The 16,681-nt window shown below is 66.1% G+C and carries 13 protein-coding genes; 9 read left to right on the top strand and 4 right to left on the bottom strand.

The genetic code is table 11. From position 1 onward, the window contains the following. Window positions 1-408 precede the first annotated feature (408 nt). On the bottom strand, window positions 409-1,512 hold the full coding sequence (locus JI752_RS08065; protein WP_216961997.1) for a Glu/Leu/Phe/Val dehydrogenase dimerization domain-containing protein: 1,104 nt from the start codon (window positions 1,510-1,512) through the stop codon (window positions 409-411). A gap of 188 nt (window positions 1,513-1,700) precedes the next feature. Continuing rightward, window positions 1,701-2,966, bottom strand: a complete 1,266-nt coding sequence (locus tag JI752_RS08060) for a 2OG-Fe(II) oxygenase (protein ID WP_216961995.1) — start codon at window positions 2,964-2,966, stop codon at window positions 1,701-1,703. A gap of 816 nt (window positions 2,967-3,782) precedes the next feature. Here JI752_RS08060 and JI752_RS08055 point away from each other — a divergent pair. After that, a complete protein-coding gene (locus JI752_RS08055) occupies window positions 3,783-7,274 on the top strand; it encodes a methylmalonyl-CoA mutase family protein (protein WP_216961992.1) in 3,492 nt (1,163 codons plus the stop codon). A gap of 405 nt (window positions 7,275-7,679) precedes the next feature. Here JI752_RS08055 and JI752_RS08050 read toward each other — a convergent pair whose 3' ends face one another. Beyond that, complete coding sequence (locus JI752_RS08050; protein ID WP_216961979.1) at window positions 7,680-8,507, bottom strand: hypothetical protein; 828 nt, start codon at window positions 8,505-8,507, stop codon at window positions 7,680-7,682. 636 nt (window positions 8,508-9,143) lie between these two features. On the opposite strand from JI752_RS08050, the gene JI752_RS08045 reads away from it, so the two are divergent. From JI752_RS08045 to JI752_RS08035, 3 genes are all read left to right on the top strand, one after another. After that, window positions 9,144-10,289: an SDR family oxidoreductase gene (locus JI752_RS08045; protein WP_216961977.1), complete on the top strand. Its 1,146-nt coding sequence runs from the start codon at window positions 9,144-9,146 to the stop codon at window positions 10,287-10,289. Window positions 10,290-10,361: 72 nt separating this feature from the next. Then, on the top strand, window positions 10,362-10,850 hold the full coding sequence (locus JI752_RS08040; RefSeq protein WP_216961975.1) for a hypothetical protein: 489 nt from the start codon (window positions 10,362-10,364) through the stop codon (window positions 10,848-10,850). 81 nt (window positions 10,851-10,931) lie between these two features. Further along, on the top strand, window positions 10,932-11,402 hold the full coding sequence (locus JI752_RS08035; RefSeq protein WP_216961973.1) for a DUF1456 family protein: 471 nt from the start codon (window positions 10,932-10,934) through the stop codon (window positions 11,400-11,402). A gap of 12 nt (window positions 11,403-11,414) precedes the next feature. On the opposite strand, the gene JI752_RS08030 is transcribed toward JI752_RS08035, so the two are convergent. Continuing rightward, on the bottom strand, window positions 11,415-12,137 hold the full coding sequence (locus tag JI752_RS08030; RefSeq protein ID WP_216961971.1) for an rRNA pseudouridine synthase: 723 nt from the start codon (window positions 12,135-12,137) through the stop codon (window positions 11,415-11,417). 227 nt (window positions 12,138-12,364) lie between these two features. Here JI752_RS08030 and JI752_RS08025 point away from each other — a divergent pair, with 227 nt between their 5' ends. From JI752_RS08025 to JI752_RS08005, 5 genes are all read left to right on the top strand, one after another. After that, the gene (locus JI752_RS08025; protein WP_216961970.1) at window positions 12,365-13,726 is read left to right on the top strand and encodes a BamA/TamA family outer membrane protein; all 1,362 of its coding nucleotides are present in this window, start codon (window positions 12,365-12,367) and stop codon (window positions 13,724-13,726) included. Between the two features lie 127 nt (window positions 13,727-13,853). Next, window positions 13,854-14,750 carry a restriction endonuclease gene (locus JI752_RS08020; RefSeq protein ID WP_216961967.1) on the top strand — a complete coding sequence of 299 codons (897 nt, stop codon included), beginning with the start codon at window positions 13,854-13,856 and terminating at the stop codon, window positions 14,748-14,750. A gap of 75 nt (window positions 14,751-14,825) precedes the next feature. Next, window positions 14,826-15,548 carry a hypothetical protein gene (locus JI752_RS08015; protein ID WP_216961965.1) on the top strand — a complete coding sequence of 241 codons (723 nt, stop codon included), beginning with the start codon at window positions 14,826-14,828 and terminating at the stop codon, window positions 15,546-15,548. 53 nt (window positions 15,549-15,601) lie between these two features. Further along, on the top strand, window positions 15,602-16,159 hold the full coding sequence (locus tag JI752_RS08010; RefSeq protein ID WP_216961962.1) for a DUF3228 family protein: 558 nt from the start codon (window positions 15,602-15,604) through the stop codon (window positions 16,157-16,159). 148 nt (window positions 16,160-16,307) lie between these two features. Then, the gene (locus JI752_RS08005; protein ID WP_216961960.1) at window positions 16,308-16,676 is read left to right on the top strand and encodes a DUF4019 domain-containing protein; all 369 of its coding nucleotides are present in this window, start codon (window positions 16,308-16,310) and stop codon (window positions 16,674-16,676) included. Window positions 16,677-16,681 lie beyond the last annotated feature (5 nt).

Genomic DNA, 16,681 nt, shown 5'->3' with positions numbered 1-16,681 from the left:
AAAAACGCGGGCGTTAGGCGTCATGACGGTGGAAGGCCAGGACGCGGCCGTTACGCCCACCGCTCCCGTCATCCCGGCGAAGGCCGGGATCCAGGCAGTCACGCTTTCCGACTCGTCTCGTCATTCCAGCGAAAGCTGGAATCCATGTTGACGTTCGCTATTGCCGTTCGCGATTCCATCGGTCAGCAAAGCAAATGGATCCCAGCTTTCGCTGGGATGACGAAAGTAGGGACTGAAGACGTGACAGCCTGGATCCCGGCCCTTCGACAAGCTCAGGACAGGCCTTCGCCGGGATGACGGTTCCCCAAGGTTTGCGAAAACGGTGAAGGTCGTGCACTCCCAAAAGAAAACGCCCGGACAAGCCGGGCGTCATCTCATTGCATCGTGCTGATGCCGTCGCAGACGGAATCAATGCCCGCCGCGAATACGGCCCTGGAAACGCGGAGCCGAACGGCCCAGCGGCAGCTTCAACTTGCCGATGGCGTTGATGCGCTCTTCGGCCAGACGATCGGCCGCGCGGTAGGTCGGGATCGCATCACGCTCGGCGATCTCGAAGATGCGCGCGAGGTTGTGATAGATCGTGCGCATCATGCGCATGGCGCGCTCGCGGTTGTAGCCGTCCAGCTCCAGCGCCACGTTCATCACGCCGCCCGCGTTCACCGCGTAATCCGGTGCGTACAGGATGCCGCGCTTGGCCACTTCGTCGCCGATGGCGTTGTTGGCCAGCTGGTTGTTGGCCGCGCCGCAGATGACCTTCGACTTCAGGCGGGGCAGGGTGTTCTCGTTGACGGTGCCGCCCAGCGCGCACGGCGAGTACACCTCGGCCGGGACGTCGTAGATCTCGTCCAGGCCCACGGCCTCGACGCCGTACTCGGACACGGCCTTGTCGACCAGCGCCTTGTTGATGTCGGTGGCGAAGATCTTCGCGCCGCGCTCCTTGAGCAGCTTCACGAACTCCATGCCCACATGGCCCAGGCCCTGCACGGCGTAGGAGTACTTGCCCACTTCCTCATCGCCGAAACGCTTGTTGAGCGTGGCCATCAGGCCCTGCAGCGTGCCGTAGGCGGTGAACGGCGACGGGTCGCCCGAACCACCGTGGACCTGGTGCACGCCGGTGACGTACTCGGTCTCGCGGTACACGTATTCCATGTCGTTGACGTCGATGCCAACGTCTTCGGCCGTGATGTAACGACCGCCCAGCGATTCGACGAACTGGCCGAACGCGCGGAACAGCGCCTCGGACTTGTCGGCCGCCGGATCACCGATGATCACCGCCTTGCCGCCGCCGATGTTCAGGCCCGCGACCGCGTTCTTGTAGGTCATGCCGCGCGAGAGGCGGAGCACGTCGTTCAGCGCGTCCTGCTCGGTCTTGTACGGCCACATGCGCGTACCGCCGAGGGCCGGACCGAGCACGGTGTTGTGGATCGCGATGATGGCCTTCAGGCCCGCGTCCTTGTTGTGGCAAAACACGACCTGCTCGTGGCCGAAGGTGTCCAGGGTTTCGAAAATCATCGGGTGCTCCGCGTTGGCGCGAGGTGTTGCGCGTCGCGCTATACGCCAACTGTGATGGGTAAGTCGTTGAATCGAAATGGATTCGCCTCTGCGGCACAGGGGTGTGACCCCACCGCAGGCGCGACAGTCTAATGCAATCGGCGGATACGGATAGGTACGCCGACGGACGGCTTTGGGGCTTCGCCCGTTCAGAAATCGCGGTACCGCGCCTGGCGCAGCCAGAGGGTCGCCAGCCACTTAACGCCGTGCTCCACCGGCAGGCCCGCGTGGAGCGAATCCACGTCCGGCGACCCGTCCGGATGGAGGTTGTCGAAGATCACCGCCCGGCCCGGGCGCGGCTGGACCTGCAATCCGGCGACCGGGAATTCCGTCTGCCCGCCGGCCTCGACCTCGTTGAGGTACACGCAGATGGTGCGCAGGCGGTTGCCGGCCTGCGGGCGGTCGGCTTCGATCGAACTGGGCGGGCGGTAGTCGCGGTGCGGGCGGTATTCCTGGCCCGGCTCGTAACGCAGCACCACCAGATGCTCCGCGTGATCCAGCGGCACCCCGGCGGCGGCCGCCATGCGCAGCTGCACCGCGCGCAGCGACAGGTCTTCCAGGATCGGATCGAGCGCGGCGTCGGCGCTGGTGCGGATTTCCTGCGCCACCGGCAGGCCCGTTTCCGGATCCAGCGTGCGCGAGCGTTGCAGGTGCGATTCGGCGTTGGCGATCAGCAGACGGCATTCCTCCGCGCTGAGCAGGCCGTCGACCGTCATCACGTGCGGGCGTGTGGATTGCAGGCGCAGGTCGGGCGCGCGCAACGCTTCTTCCATTTCGAGCATGCCCGGCGCGGTTTGCGACGGCGCGAACTCGGGCACGGTGATGTCCGGCAGCGGGCCGATGCCGCGCGCTCGCAGTTGCACGCGCAACTCGTGCGCGGCCCCGGGCTCGGGCTTGGCGCCTTCGCCGTGCATGAGGCGTTCGACGAACAACCGCGCCGCGACCACGTCGCCCAATCCCGTCGCGCGTTCCAGCAATTGCAGGCTGCGCAGCTGATCGCCGGGGTCCGCCTTGCGGCCGAAATGCAGCGCCGCCGCACGCAAGGCCGGCGGGTAGTCGGCGCGCACGGCGCGCAGCACGCGTTCGTTGATGCGGCCGTCGCGCGGCAGCGTGCGTCCGCCCAGCGACATCAGCGCCAGGAAATAACTTGCGATCGGACTGCCTGCGGCTTCCGCGCGCAGCAACCATTCGGCGGCGCGCGTCGGTTCGGCGCGACAGCCCACGCCGTACATCAGCATGCGCGCGTATTCGATCTGCGCATTCGCCAGCCCGGCTTCCGCCGCGCGGCGGTGCAGGGAGAACGCCTCTTCCATTTCGTGCCGCACCACCAGCGCCGAGGCCAACTGGTACAACGCCTGCGGCGACCCGTCGTGGGCGCGGCGGCGCAGTTCGAGGAGGGCGGCGTCTTCGTTCATGGCGTCACGCGGTGCGGGCCCGGGAGTGTAGCCAGAAAGCGACCCGTCTTTACCGAAGATGGCGGCATGGAGCAGGACGGCCTGCACGAGTGGCGGCGAAGGCCGCGTGCGCATTGTCGGGGTCGGGTCCTTCATGCCGTCGCTCCGTCCGGGAGACACCCCGGCGCGCCGGCTCCGCGGGGCAGCGGCGGCGAGTGGGGGGTAAGGATTCAGACGTATCGAGCGGCACGGGGCGGCCGGGATCTTCAGCCGCTCTCCCGTCGGGAGAGGGGATGGGGTAAGGGGCGGGGTAAGCGGTGTGTCCCCATCATCCCGGCGAAGGCCGGGACCCAGGCCCGTACGCCTTGCGCTCCATCGTCATCCCGTCGAAGGCCGGGGCGTGGCAGTTCACTGTCATCCCGGCGAAGGCCGGGATCCAGGCCCGTACGCCTTGCGCTCCATCGTCATCCCGTCGAAGGCCGGGGGCGTGGCAGTTCACTGTCATCCCGGCGAAGGCCGGGATCCAGGCTCTCACGCCCCAACTCCCAGGCCCCAACTCCCAAGCCCGTCATCCCAGCGAAAGCTGGGATCCATGTTGCTCTCCAGGGCGATCGGAACCTGCGGGACGCCTCCAAGAGCCAAATGGATTCCAGCTTTCGCTGGAATGACGAGACAGCGCGAAAGGGGCGCGGGCCTGGGTCCCGCCTTCGCCGGGATGACGGCAATCCGGACGGACGAACGACCTATCGGACGGGGCCGCTCCCGCGCCGCACAACAAGCCCCTAATCCCCCTCGGGCTACAATACGGATTCGACCGTTTCCGTATTTCGAGCGTCCATGAGCACCCCCGCGACCAACCTCCCTGAAGCCCAGACCGAGACCAGCCCGCTGCGGTTCGTCACCGCCGCCAGCCTGTTCGACGGGCACGACGCCGCCATCAACATCATGCGGCGCCTGATCCAGGGACAGGGCGCGGAAGTGATCCACCTCGGCCACAACCGTTCGGTGGAAGACGTCGTCCGCGCCGCGCTGCAGGAAGACGCCGACGGCATCGCGCTGTCGTCCTACCAGGGCGGCCACGTCGAGTACTTCAAGTACATGGTCGACATGCTGAAGGAACGCGGCGCCGGCCACATCCGCGTCTTCGGCGGCGGCGGCGGCACCATCACGCCGGAAGAGATCCGCGAACTCCAGTCCTACGGCGTCGAACGCATCTACCACCCCAACGACGGCATGCACATGGGCCTCGTGGCGATGATCGAAGACGTCATCCGTCGCGCCGGCGAGGGCCGCAAGTCCGCCGAGCATCCCGACAAGACCGCCGCCATCGATGACGAAATCAGCATCGGCCGCACCCTCAGCGCCATCGAAGAAGGCGTGTTCGACGAAGCCCAACTCGCGCACCTGCGCAAGCAGTGGCAGCTGGCCGGCGGCAAGACGCCCGTCGTCGGCATCACCGGCACCGGCGGCGCCGGCAAGTCGTCGGTCACCGACGAACTGCTCAACCGTTTCCTCGCCAGCTTCCCGGAGATGCGCATCGCCGTGATCTCCGTCGACCCCACGCGTCGCCGCACCGGCGGCGCGCTGCTGGGCGACCGCATCCGCATGAACTCGTTGCGCTCCAAGCGCGTCTACATGCGTTCGATGGCCACGCGCCGCCAGCACGCCGCCACCAACACGGTGTTGAAGGACTGCATCGGTTTCCTCAAGGGCCTGGGTTACGACCTGGTCATCGTCGAGACCGCCGGCATCGGCCAGAGCGATTCGGAAATCGTCGACCTCGTCGATTTCCCCATGTATGTCATGACCAGCGACTTCGGCGCGCCGAGCCAGCTGGAGAAGATCGACATGCTCGACTTCGCCGAACTCGTCGTGCTGAACAAGTTCGACAAGCGCGGCGCCGAAGACGCCCTGCGCGACGTGCGCAAGCAGTGGAAGCGCAACCGCGTCGCCTTCCAGACCAAGGACGAAGACGTCCCGGTCTACCCGACCATTGCCTCCCAGTTCAACGACCCCGGCATCAGCTGGATGTTCGCCAACCTGTGCCGCCTGCTGCGCGAGAAGCTGCAACTGCCGGCCGACAAGTGGACGCCGGAACTCGACACCTCGCTGAAGGAACCGCGCGCCACCGTGCTGATTCCCGGCGCCCGCGTGCGTTACCTCGCCGAGATCGCCGAGCAGGGTCGCGGCATCAACGCGAAGATCGAAACGCAAGCCGAGACCGCCGACCGCGCGCAGAGCTACTGGCAGTCGCTGCATGACCTGGGCGATGGCGCGCTGCCGAAGGCGCTGGATCTGTACGACTCCGCGCACCTTCTCAACGACACCGTTCGCCCTGAGCGTAGCCCGCAGGGCGAAGTCGAAGGACAGCCCGTCGACCGCACCCTCCTCACCCTCCGCCAGCGCTACAACGACGCCGTCCAGTCGCTCACGTCCGAAGCGCTGAAGCTCCTGCGCGACTGGCCCGCACGCCTCAAATCCATCACGGATGAAGTCAACGAATACCAGGTCCGCGACAAGACCATCCGCGTCGAGAACTACCGCGAATCGCTGTCGCACCAGAAGATCCCGAAGATCGCCGCGCCCACCTACAAGAGCTGGGGCGAACTGCTGACCTTCCTGCAGAAGGAAAACCTGCCGGGCTACTACCCGTACACCGGCGGCGTGTACCCGTACCGCCGCACCGGCGAAGACCCCATCCGCATGTTCGCCGGCGAAGGCACGCCGGAGCGCACCAACCGCCGCTTCCATTACCTGTCCGTCGGCCAGCCGGCCGCGCGCCTGTCCACCGCGTTCGACAGCGTCACGCTCTACGGCGAAGACCCCGCCGTGCGCCCGGACATCTTCGGCAAGATCGGCAACTCCGGCGTCAACATCGCCACGCTGGACGACATGAAGAAGCTGTACTCCGGCTTCGACCTGTGCGCGCCCAGCACCTCGGTGTCGATGACCATCAACGGCCCGGCGCCGATCATCCTGGCGATGTTCATGAACACCGCCATCGACCAGCAGGTCGAGAAGTACCTGCGCGCCGACCAGCACCGCTGGGACGAAGCGCACGACAAGATCGAAAAAATGTTCGAAGGGCGCAAGCGTCCCGAATACAGCGGCATGCTGCCCGAAACCAACGACGGCCTCGGCCTGGGCCTGCTGGGCGTCACCGGCGACCAGATCGTCGATGCCGAAACCTACGCCAACATCAAGGCGCAGACGCTGGCCACCGTGCGCGGCACCGTGCAGGCCGACATCCTGAAAGAGGACCAGGCGCAGAACACCTGCATCTTCAGCACCGAGTTCGCCCTGCGCATGATGGGCGACATCCAGCAGTACTTCGTGGACAAGAACGTCCGCAACTTCTACTCGGTGTCCATCAGCGGTTACCACATCGCCGAAGCCGGCGCGAACCCGATCAGCCAGCTGGCTTTCACGCTCAGCAACGGCTTCACCATCGTGGAGTACTACCTCGCGCGCGGCATGAAGATCGACGACTTCGCGCCCAACCTGTCGTTCTTCTTCAGCAACGGCATGGACCCGGAATACACCGTCATCGGCCGCGTCGCCCGCCGCATCTGGGCCCGCGCCATGCGCGAACGCTACGGCGCTTCCGCGCGCAGCCAGATGATGAAGTACCACATCCAGACGTCCGGCCGTTCGCTGCACGCGCAGGAAATCCAGTTCAACGACATCCGCACCACGCTGCAGGCGTTGTACGCGCTGTTCGACAACTGCAACAGCCTGCACACCAACGCCTACGACGAAGCCATCACCACGCCGACGGAAGAAAGCGTGCGCCGCGCCGTCGCCATCCAGATGATCATCAACAAGGAGCTGGGGCTCAACTTCAACGAGAACCCCTGGCAGGGCAGCTTCATCGTCGACAAGCTCACCGACATCGTCGAAGAAGCCGTCTACAAGGAATTCGAAGCCATCAGCGAACGCGGCGGCGTGCTGGGCGCCATGGACACCATGTACCAGCGCGGCAAGATCCAGGAAGAAAGCCTGTACTACGAGCACAAGAAGCACGACGGCAGCCTCCCGCTGATCGGCGTGAACACCTTCCTGCCCAAGGACCACGGCGGCGACATCGTCACCGAGATCGAACTGATCCGCTCGACCGAAGGCGAGAAGGGGCAGCAGATTGATAACGTGGCCGGGTATCAGGGCAACCGGAATGGGTTTGCGGTTGAGGGGCTGAAGTCGCTACAGGCGACCGCCCGTGAGCGCCGCAATGTGTTTGCCAGTTTGATGGAGGCGGTGAAGACGCACAGCCTCGGGCAGATTAGTCATGCGTTGTATGACGTCGGTGGGGAGTACCGGCGGAATATGTAACTTTAAGGCCCGCTTCGGCGGGTCTTTTTTCAACCGATTAGACAGGGAGAGGGGAGTAGAGTGAGTTCGGATTTTTTGAAGGAGTACTTGGATCACATCGAACGGCGCGACGCGAAAGACGGCCTTACCAAGTGGGTGCTCATGGCCGCGCTCGGTGCAGCCTCTTGGCAGTTGACGACGCTTATTAAAGATGTCCAGCTTATCAAGACCGTGCAGCTCGTCGGTGTATCAATAGGTGCCAGGTTGTCGTCGATGGATGCACGCGTTGCAGGGTCTGGCATCGGGTTTCGGAGCAGGCACGTACCGCAGAAGAACGGGCCGCGCCTCCATTCGGCGAACGCGGCGAAGGATGCGCCGGCGACGACGATGCAAAGGAGTGCAAGCGCGGCAATGCATTTGAACTTTCTATTCACAGCAATTGGCATGGATCGACCTCGCTAGGTTTTCTGCGTTGGTTACATCGGTGGGGGAGAGGTTCTGTTTCAGGTAGGCGAGCGAGCGTTGCGAAATCGCGTTGCCGTCGGACAGCTCGACCGCCCGGTAGTAGGCGAGCGCCTTGACCGGATCGCGCTCCGTCAGCACGCCGTACTCATAGGCGTTCGACAGGTCGAGCAGGGCGTCGATGCTTCCTTTGGCCGCATTCGCGTTCATGTAGGCCATCGCCTTGCGCTTGAAATTCGCGACCGCTTCGGGATGCCGGAGCCAATCGACGGGCGGGCCGAGCACGCCCTCCGCGCTCGCCGGATAGAGGAATTGCGCATCCACGTTGCCGGCATCGGCGGCGGCCTCAAGCCATTGGCCGGCGGCCGTGTAGTCCTCCGGCGCCAGGCTTTGGCAATCCGGCGGAATCAGCGCGGTCGGCGTTGAACTCGGCGCGTTTCGCTTCGCGGCCTCGGTACGTAGCCTGCAATCGTTGGCTTTGACGAAGATCGCGAGCGCGGCCGATGTATCTCCGGACTTCGCTGCCGGAGTCAGTGCATCGATGACTTGCGCGGCGTCACCGAGTATCGGCGTCAGGTTGGAAAGCGGGGTGTAGTGCGCCGCCTTCTGCCGCTGGACAGGAGGGTTCGCCTGCGGCTCCTGGCCGAGATCGCCGGTGGACCTTTCGTTCGACTTCGAATCCGGAAGTCGCGCCGAGGTCTGCGTGGCATACGGCGCTACTGCGTCCACGCCGCGCAGGCTGTAGAAGTAGACCGCGGCCAGCGCAGCCAGAGCGACAGCGGACGCCGCCACAAGAGCCCTTGTTCGCACAAACACCTCCAGATCTACTTCGCTTGCCGCAACCTATCGACACTGCAAAGTGAGCGGCAACGCGTGCATGTCGCTCTGCCGAAGCAGAGTTGGGATGAGGTGCGATCGCTCTACATAGGCGACTCGGCCAGCGCGAGTCGGTAAGTGGGACGAAACCGCGCGGTGCTTGAGTCCATATCGCCGACTCATCCGATTCGTAAGGAAGATGTGCGCGAAATTCGCTACGACTAAGACCGTGATGACGAGATCCGCTGTTGCTGTGCTTTGCTTCTTTTCGGTGCTGCTGGCCTCCATTCCGCTTCAACGGTGGGTTCCATCGGAGTGGTACGTGCTGTCCCTGGCGGTTGTTGCCGGATCTGTTTGGCTCGTTGTTCCGTTGGTCGAAGGGTTCAAGCGCAGGCGCCGAAGTGGCGGGGGGCGTCGGCCGACATGTCTGGCGCAAGGGCGCGTACGAGCGATCGAGTGAAACGTCGGCCTCACCCGGCCTACCAACCGTGCACATCGACACATTGACGCCCCCACGCCGGGGCGAATTAGAGTTACTGCGTTTGCACCCGCAGAAGGCCAGCCGAAGGGCAGGGCGCCTGCCGGTCCGCCCGCTCAGCCTGGAGCCTTTCCATGACCACCCGCCGTGACCTGCTCAAGTTCAGCGCACTTGCCGCCGCCGCGGCCGCGCTGCCGTCGTTCGCATTCGCGCAGGGCAACAAGCCCGTGGGGAAGGCGGCCAAGCCGCTGAACATCCTCATCCTCGGCGGCACCGGGTTCACCGGGCCGTTCCAGGTGAACTACGCGCTGGCGCGCGGGCACAAGGTGACGCTGTTCAATCGCGGCAAGAAGCCGACTCCGGAGTGGCCGGGAGAGGTAGAGCAGCTGTTCGGCGATCGCAACACGGGCGACCTCAAGTCGCTGCAAGGGCGCAAGTGGGACGTGTGCATCGACAACCCCACCAGCCTGCCGTTCTGGGTGCGCGACGCCGGCAAGGTGCTGGCCGGAAACGTCGGGCACTACCTCTTCATCTCCACCATCTCGGTGTATGCCGACGGCAGCAAGCCCGGCATCGACGAGGACGATGCGCTCGCCGTCTACAAGGGCAAAGACGCGATGGCCGAAACGCAGGAGTCGCTGCGCGCCGACATCGAAAACCTGTACGGCCCGCTCAAGGCACTGAGCGAGGCCGAAGCGCACAAGCAATTCGGCAAGCGCGTGACGATCGTGCGTCCGGGTTACATCGTCGGCCCGCGCGATGAGACCGATCGTTTCACCTACTGGCCGCACCGCGTCGCGCAGGGCGGCGAAATGCTGGTGCCGGGCGATGGCCTCGACCCCGTGCAGGTCATCGACGGCCGCGATCTGGGCGAATGGATGATCCGTCTGGCGGAGGCGGGCACGCTGGGCGCCTTCAATGCCGTCGGCCCGGAACAACCGTTGACGATGGACGCGATGTTGCGCACCTGCCAGAAGGTCACGGGCGGAAAGCCGAAATACACGCATGTCACGCCGGAATTCCTGGAAGAGAAGAAGGTTCCGGAATTGCCCATCTGGGTGTCGCGAAAGAGCGGTCCGTATGCGGGCTACGGCGCGGTCAGCAATGCGCGTGCGATCCAGGCCGGGCTCACCTACCGCCCACTCGAAACCACGGTCACCGACCTGATGGCCTGGTTCCGCAGCCAACCGGCCGAACGCCAGGCGACGCTGCGCGCTGGCCTTACTCGCGAGCAGGAAGCGGAGTTGCTCAAGGCGTGGCATGCGCAGAAGGGTGCATAACCTACGCAGATCGATGCACCTCGGATTCGATGACCCGCCGATCTTCATCACGCGGGTAGCAGGAAGCAGACGATGAGCAATGCACACGAAACGTGGAGCGCAGCCTGGGAGGCGATGGAGCAGGGCGACGTCAGACTCGCCTACGATCTGTTCCTCCGGTCCGCCAATGAGGGGAATGCCGATGCGCAGGTCGCCATCGGCTACGCGATCGAACACGGTGACTTCCATTGGCTGGACCCGGCGGACGCGGACCTCTGGTACCAGCGGGCGGCTGAGCAGAACAACATGTGTGCCCTCTACAACATCGGGCTCAACAAGATTCAACGCGGTGAACTGGTCGATGCGTTCGCGGTGATGAAGCGCGCGTACATGGCGGGCGAGCAGGACGCGTTGGTCCACCTGCTGGAGCTGTTTCGCTACTCCGGCCTGCCAGCGGGCGACGACGTCTTTTTCAAGGCAAAGCTGAGAACGGCGCTGCGACGAAGGGACGTCTCAGACGCTCTGGTGACCAGAGGCCGGGCCCTGCTGTCGGCGACCGATTCGGGCCTTCAGGCGCCGTAGCGCGGTTAAGTCGAGCGGACGCCCCGTCACGGCGCAGTGCCCTAAACTGGTCGCCCCACGCAGCAAATCGCTCCAAGCCCCATGATCACCAACGACGTTCTGCGCAGCATCCGCTACATGCTGGACCTCAGCGATCAGCGGGTCGTGGAGATCACCCAGCTGGCCGATCCGGCATTCACGCTCGACAAGGCCGACGTGCAGGCGTTCCTGCGCCGCGAAGACGATCCCGACTACGCCGATTGCAGCGATGCCGTGCTCGCGCGGTTCCTCGACGGGCTGGTGGTGTACTGCCGTGGCCGCGATGAAAGCCTGCCGGTGCGCCCGCCGGAGAAGCGCGTCACCAACAACGTGGTGCTGAAGAAGCTGCGGGTCGCGTTCGAGTTGAAGGATGTCGACATGCACGCGGTGTTCGAATCCGCGGGCTGGCCGGTGTCCAAGCCGGAACTGACGGCGCTGTTCCGCCAGCCGGGCCATCCCAATTACCGCCCGTGCGGCGACCAGCTGCTGCGCAACTTCCTGAAGGGCCTGACGATGCGCGTGCGCGGCGACTGACGCGGCTTCGCGCTAGAACCGCACGCCCACCGGCAGGTAACGCCACTGGCCGGGCGGCATCTTCGCCAGCGACACCTTGCCGATGCGCAGGCGCCGCATCGCCACCACTTGCAGGCCCACCTGTGCGCACATGTCCGGGATCTGCCCGGGCTGCACGTCCTTGAGGGCGAAACGCAGGCGGAATTCGTTCTGCCAGCTGACCTTGCACGGCGCCAGCTCGCGCCCCTGGTAACGCAGGCCGTGGTTGAGGCGGCGCAGGCCGTACGGCGCGATCTCGCCGGAGACCTCGACGACGTACTCCTGCTCGATCTGCGCGGCGTCTTCGGTGAGCCGGCGCCACACGCGGCCGTCCTGGGTCAGCACCATCAGCCCGCTGGCCTGCGTCTCCAGCGGCACCAGTGGCGTCAGACGAACCAGATGGCGTCGCAGCGGGCGCACTTCGCTCGGATCGTCGGCCCAGCGCGTGTCCGGCGTGACCAGCGCGGCCGCCGGCTGATGGCCGGCGATCGCATCGAAACCAACCGGCTTGTGAAGCAGCACAGTGGCGGGCTCGGGCGCTTCCAGCACGGCGTCCGGATCGAGTTCGACGCGTTCGTCCGTCACCGGGTGCTGCGGCGCCTCGACGACGTGGCCGTCCACCCGCACCCAGCCGTTCTCGATGTAGTGCTCGGCATCGGCGCGCGAACACCCGACCAGTTCGGCCACGCGCTTGGAGAGTCGGACGGGATCGCTCATGGGGGTGCCTCGGTGGGGGCGCGTACTTTGGCACACGTAGCGGGCGCGTACCGGAATGCGGCGGGCTGGATCGGCGCGGAGGCGGCGCCGGCGCGGAAGGGTGGGTGATACGCGCCACTTCGCACCTGCGTGGCCGTCGAGCATCGCGGCATCGCCATAACCCCTCGCGGCGTACACTCCGCGCGACGGGCCAGGTCGACGGCCCCGTGGCCTCCCGGAGGCCGTGAATGCTCAGCGTCGGGCACCAGGATGGCCGCAAGCGCGGCACGCCCACCGTGATGCGCCGCAGCGTGAAGTCAGCCGCGTCGGCGTTGCTCGCATTCACGTTTGCAAACGGTGTGCTTCCACCGACGGCATGGGCACAGGAAGCGGACGCGTCACAGCCCCGCATCGTCGAAATCCGCCTCGTCGGCAACGACAAGACGCGCGACAAGGTGATCCTGCGCGAACTCGCGCTGGCATCGGGCGATGTCGCCGACCCTGTCGCGATCGAAGACGGCCGCCAGGCGGTGCAGGATCTGGGGCTGTTCCGCCAGGTCGAAGCGACCACGCATCCCGTACCGGGCGGTGTGGCGCTGGAACTGAAGATGCGCGAGAAGTATTTCCTGCTGCCGATTCCGCGCCTGGACGCCAGCTCCGATCGCGACGTCAGTTACGGCGCGCAGTTGCGCTGGGACAACGTGTGGGGCCTCAACCATCGGCTCGACATCACGGCGGAGAAGGGCGACTTCCCCGAGGAGCGCGACCGGCGCAAGGAAACCAGCGTGCAGCTGAGCTACCGCGCGCCGTACATTTTCGACAGTCCGTACGAACTGCGTACGCGGCTGGAGTGGATCGACCGCGAGACGCCGGTGATCGACCCGCTCACCAACGAGGTCACCGACGACACGTTCGACGAAACCTTCGAGCAGGTCGAAGTGATCGCCACGCGCGACCTGCGCACGGGGCGCCCGCGCGATGGCTGGATCGTCGGCGGCGGACTGTTCTGGAAACGGCAGGACGTGTCCGGCGAGTTCGCGCCGCCGCCCGACGGCCAGGCCATCGCCTTGGTCGGCACGGCGACGTTCGACGACCTGCGCTACCACATTTACAGCGACACGGGTCGGCGATTCTCCGCGCGCATCGAAGCGGCGGGCGAAGGCCTGGGTTCGGACTACGACTACACGCGCACCACCGTGAACTACTTCCAGTCGAACGCGCTCGGCGACACACCGCACCAGACGCTGCACGTGCTGGGCAGCGCCGGCGTGCTGACCGGCGGGCCCGGCAGCCGCAACGAGTTCTCGCTGGGCGGTTCGGGGCGCATGCGCGGCTACGACTCGGATTTCCTCGAAGGCGATCGCTACTACTACGGCTCGGTTGAGTATCTGCGTCCGATCAAGTGGAACTGGCTGCGCTTGCTGGCGTTCGTCGAAGTCGGCGGTTCCGGCGACGATCGCGAAGGTCTGCGCGACGATTCGCCCTACGCCGATGTGGGCCTGGGCGTGCGCATCCGCTTGACCTGGTTCGTCAACATCGAAATCGAGCTCGGATGGGCCTATCCGCTGCGCGGCGGCGAAGGCGCGAACTTCTTCGCTGGCGGCAACTGACGGCGATGCGCCTGCGCGCAGTGGCGGGCCGGGCGACTCAAAGTTGCGAAGCGGGCTGCATCGGCTGGGTGCGGGCGCGACCCGGGCGCTAAGATCATCGCCACCAAGGACTTCCGCAGGGGGCGGAATGAACGGACTCAAGCCTGTGAGCCACCGCCGCAGCGATGCGCTGACGCGGGTCGGCTGGGACCAACTGGAAGTGCTGCTCGCCGCGTACTACCGCAGCGAGGGTTATGAGGTCGAGCATGTCGGCACCGGCGCCACGGGCGCGAAGACCGACGGCGGCATCGACCTGAAGCTGCGTCGCGACGAGCAGTTCATCGTCGTGCAATGCAAGCACTGGAACGCGATGAAGGTGCCGCACAACGCGGTGCACGAGCTGCTGGGCCTGATGGTCAACCACGGCGCGACGGGCGCGATCCTGGCCAGCAGCGGCGAGTTCACCAAGGCCGCGATCGAGGCCGCCACGAAGCTCGGTCACGTCCAGCTGATCGACGGTAACGAGCTGCGCATGATGCTGGGCCCGATCCGCGAGCCCGCGCCGGCGTTCGACGTCCGCATGGGCGGCGTCGATGGGGTGGGTTCCGCGATGGCGCGACGCGTCGGCGAGCGCCTGTTGTCCGCCGCCGAAGACCGCATTCGCTACGGCAGCGGTGGAAGAGGGCGGCGCACCGCCACGCGCAGCATTGCGGCGGTGATCGCGGTCAAGCTGCTGGGGGCGGCGTTGTTCCTCGCCTTGATGCTGGTGCTTTATCTGTTCGTATGGCGCACGCTGCAGAGCGCACTGACCCCAGCGCGGCCACCAGCGGTCGCAGCGCCCGCAGCGCCCCCCGTTGCGAAGACGGCCGCGACATCGACGGCCCCGAACCCTTGCCACGAAGTGATCGATGCGCCGTCCGGCACCTACATCGACCACTGTGCGACGACGGTGGCATCGCGCCCCTCCGCCGCGCAGGTGCGCGAGCAGCAACGGCGGGCGGAGGAAGCGATGAAGGTCATCGCGGAGTCGACGCCGGAACTGTAACGAGCGGTATCGAGTTGCCCCGCGCGGCCCTGCTTCTTTGGCATGATCCGTCCACGATCAGGCGCAGGAGGCGATATGGACGAGGCAGGGCAGGGCGTGTCCGAGGGCGGTCAGGCAAGGAAGTGCAGCGCGAACGCGAGGCGCCGTCTGGGTCGGTGCGCGCTGCTGATCGCGCTTGCGTGGTCGGCCGCGGCAGGGACGGTGCCGGCCGTTGCTCCGGAATCGGGCGGAGCGGGGCCCGTCATTGCGACGGCGGAGGAAACACGCGCCATTGTCCAGGCCGTGCTGGAAGCGGTCGATTTCGCGGGCGAGCCTGCTCCTCCGACGGATGCACAGGAGGCACCGGCGCCTGCGTCGGCGCGCCTGCTGTTGCTGGTCGATGAATCGCTGTGCCTCGGCGACGCACCCGGAATCCGGTGCGATGACCACCTCGTGGATGCGCCGCCCAAGGCACTGGCCGGGTTCGTGTCGCGCGCGCTCTTCGACGATCTGGCGCGGGCCAACGTAGCGCGCGTTCCGCTCGATCTGTCGGGCATTCCGGGCACCGCGCCGGTGCGCCGGAGCGATCTGGAAAACCTGGGCGCCTGGGACGGATGGCCACGGTTCCATCGCGACTTCCCCGACACCAAGGGGTTCATGAAAATCACGCGCCCGGTACTGAGCGAGGACCGGAGCGTTGCGCTGATCTATGTGGCCCACTACTGCGGGCCGCTGTGCGCGGTCGGAATGATGCTTCGCCTCGAGCGCTCGGCGCAGGGCTGGCGGGTCGTCGCGGAAAAGGGCGTGTGGGTGAGCTGAGGCCGCCCGCGCCCGTGACCGATAATGCGTCATCGCCGCCTAACCTCCCGCCCATGTCCATCATCCTCACCGACTTCGCCCGCACCCGCCTGTTCCCGCGCGAGCCGCGGCGCAACACGATCCAGGACTGCACGCCGGAGGAGTTCGAGCGGCATCTCAACGACGTGACGCCGCTGAAGGTGCTCGACGGCTACGCGCCGTTCTGCAAGCTGCACGTGCACCGCAACTGGACCTCCACGCGCTGCCTGGCGGTGCCGATCACCGACGCCAACCGCCACCTGCTGCGTTCGGACTACGAGGCCCGCACGCGCGAGGAACTGCCGGTGCTGGTGCGCTGGTTCGAAGGCCTGGAACCGCCCGTGGCGGACTACCTCGTCGTGATCCTCTACAGCCGCGAGCAGTTGGCGAAGGAGGGCACGCACACCACCGCCGACTGGGGTGTCGTGGGCTGCATGTACACGGCCGAACCCGTCGAGACCCCGATGGCGCCGATCACGATGCTGCGCAACGCGCTGGGCGTGGAAGAGGGCGGCTCCGGCGTGCCAATCGATCGTGAGGCGTATCTGCGCAGCGTGGAGTTCTGGCGGGGGCATGCGAACTGGCGGGGGTGACGTAGCGCACGCCACTGCCGCGTGTCCTGGTTTGGACTCCGGACATTTCTCATGGAGTCGCCTGTCGCGCATGGGCATGCTGCACGGCCGTGCTGCGGATCTCGCTCGCACGGGCATTGCCATCCCACCTGCGTGCACACGGGCGCCCATGAACGACATCGACTGCGGCAGCATCGTCAACGCCGCCACCCGCCTCGTCGAGATGATCGACGGCGGTAACGCCACCCAGGTCTGGCAGCGGGCTTCGTCCGTGGGGCGGCAGGTGCTGGACGCGGGCGCGTTCCATGAAGCGATCATCGACTCGGGGCGGCCGATGATCGCGCCCGTCTCGCGCCAGTGGTCCGAGGTCGTCCGCTACCACGTCGGCGCGGGCGATGCGCAGGGCAATCCGCCGGGACTCTACGTGGCGGTGATGTTCAGCACCACCTTCGCCGGCCAAAGGACCTGCGACGAGCGGGTCACCCTGAGGCTGGACGAAGACGACGCGTGGCGCCTGGTGGGGTATGCGATGCGGTGATGGCG

The sequence above is a fragment of the Lysobacter sp. MMG2 genome, assembly GCF_016735495.2.
Taxonomy (GTDB): domain Bacteria; phylum Pseudomonadota; class Gammaproteobacteria; order Xanthomonadales; family Xanthomonadaceae; genus Lysobacter_J.
This window is presented reverse-complemented; position numbering and strand designations above follow the sequence as displayed.

Excerpts from the sequence above, each read along its gene's own strand:
- JI752_RS08065 (WP_216961997.1), bottom strand. The coding sequence starts at position 1,512 with ATGATTTTCGAAACCCTGGACACCTTCGGCCACGAGCAGGTCGTGTTT.
- JI752_RS08060 (WP_216961995.1), bottom strand. The coding sequence starts at position 2,966 with ATGAACGAAGACGCCGCCCTCCTCGAACTGCGCCGCCGCGCCCACGAC.
- JI752_RS08055 (WP_216961992.1), top strand. The coding sequence starts at position 3,783 with ATGAGCACCCCCGCGACCAACCTCCCTGAAGCCCAGACCGAGACCAGC.
- JI752_RS08045 (WP_216961977.1), top strand. The coding sequence starts at position 9,144 with ATGACCACCCGCCGTGACCTGCTCAAGTTCAGCGCACTTGCCGCCGCC.
- JI752_RS08040 (WP_216961975.1), top strand. The coding sequence starts at position 10,362 with ATGAGCAATGCACACGAAACGTGGAGCGCAGCCTGGGAGGCGATGGAG.
- JI752_RS08035 (WP_216961973.1), top strand. The coding sequence starts at position 10,932 with ATGATCACCAACGACGTTCTGCGCAGCATCCGCTACATGCTGGACCTC.
- JI752_RS08030 (WP_216961971.1), bottom strand. The coding sequence starts at position 12,137 with ATGAGCGATCCCGTCCGACTCTCCAAGCGCGTGGCCGAACTGGTCGGG.
- JI752_RS08025 (WP_216961970.1), top strand. The coding sequence starts at position 12,365 with ATGCTCAGCGTCGGGCACCAGGATGGCCGCAAGCGCGGCACGCCCACC.
- JI752_RS08020 (WP_216961967.1), top strand. The coding sequence starts at position 13,854 with ATGAACGGACTCAAGCCTGTGAGCCACCGCCGCAGCGATGCGCTGACG.
- JI752_RS08015 (WP_216961965.1), top strand. The coding sequence starts at position 14,826 with ATGGACGAGGCAGGGCAGGGCGTGTCCGAGGGCGGTCAGGCAAGGAAG.
- JI752_RS08010 (WP_216961962.1), top strand. The coding sequence starts at position 15,602 with ATGTCCATCATCCTCACCGACTTCGCCCGCACCCGCCTGTTCCCGCGC.
- JI752_RS08005 (WP_216961960.1), top strand. The coding sequence starts at position 16,308 with ATGAACGACATCGACTGCGGCAGCATCGTCAACGCCGCCACCCGCCTC.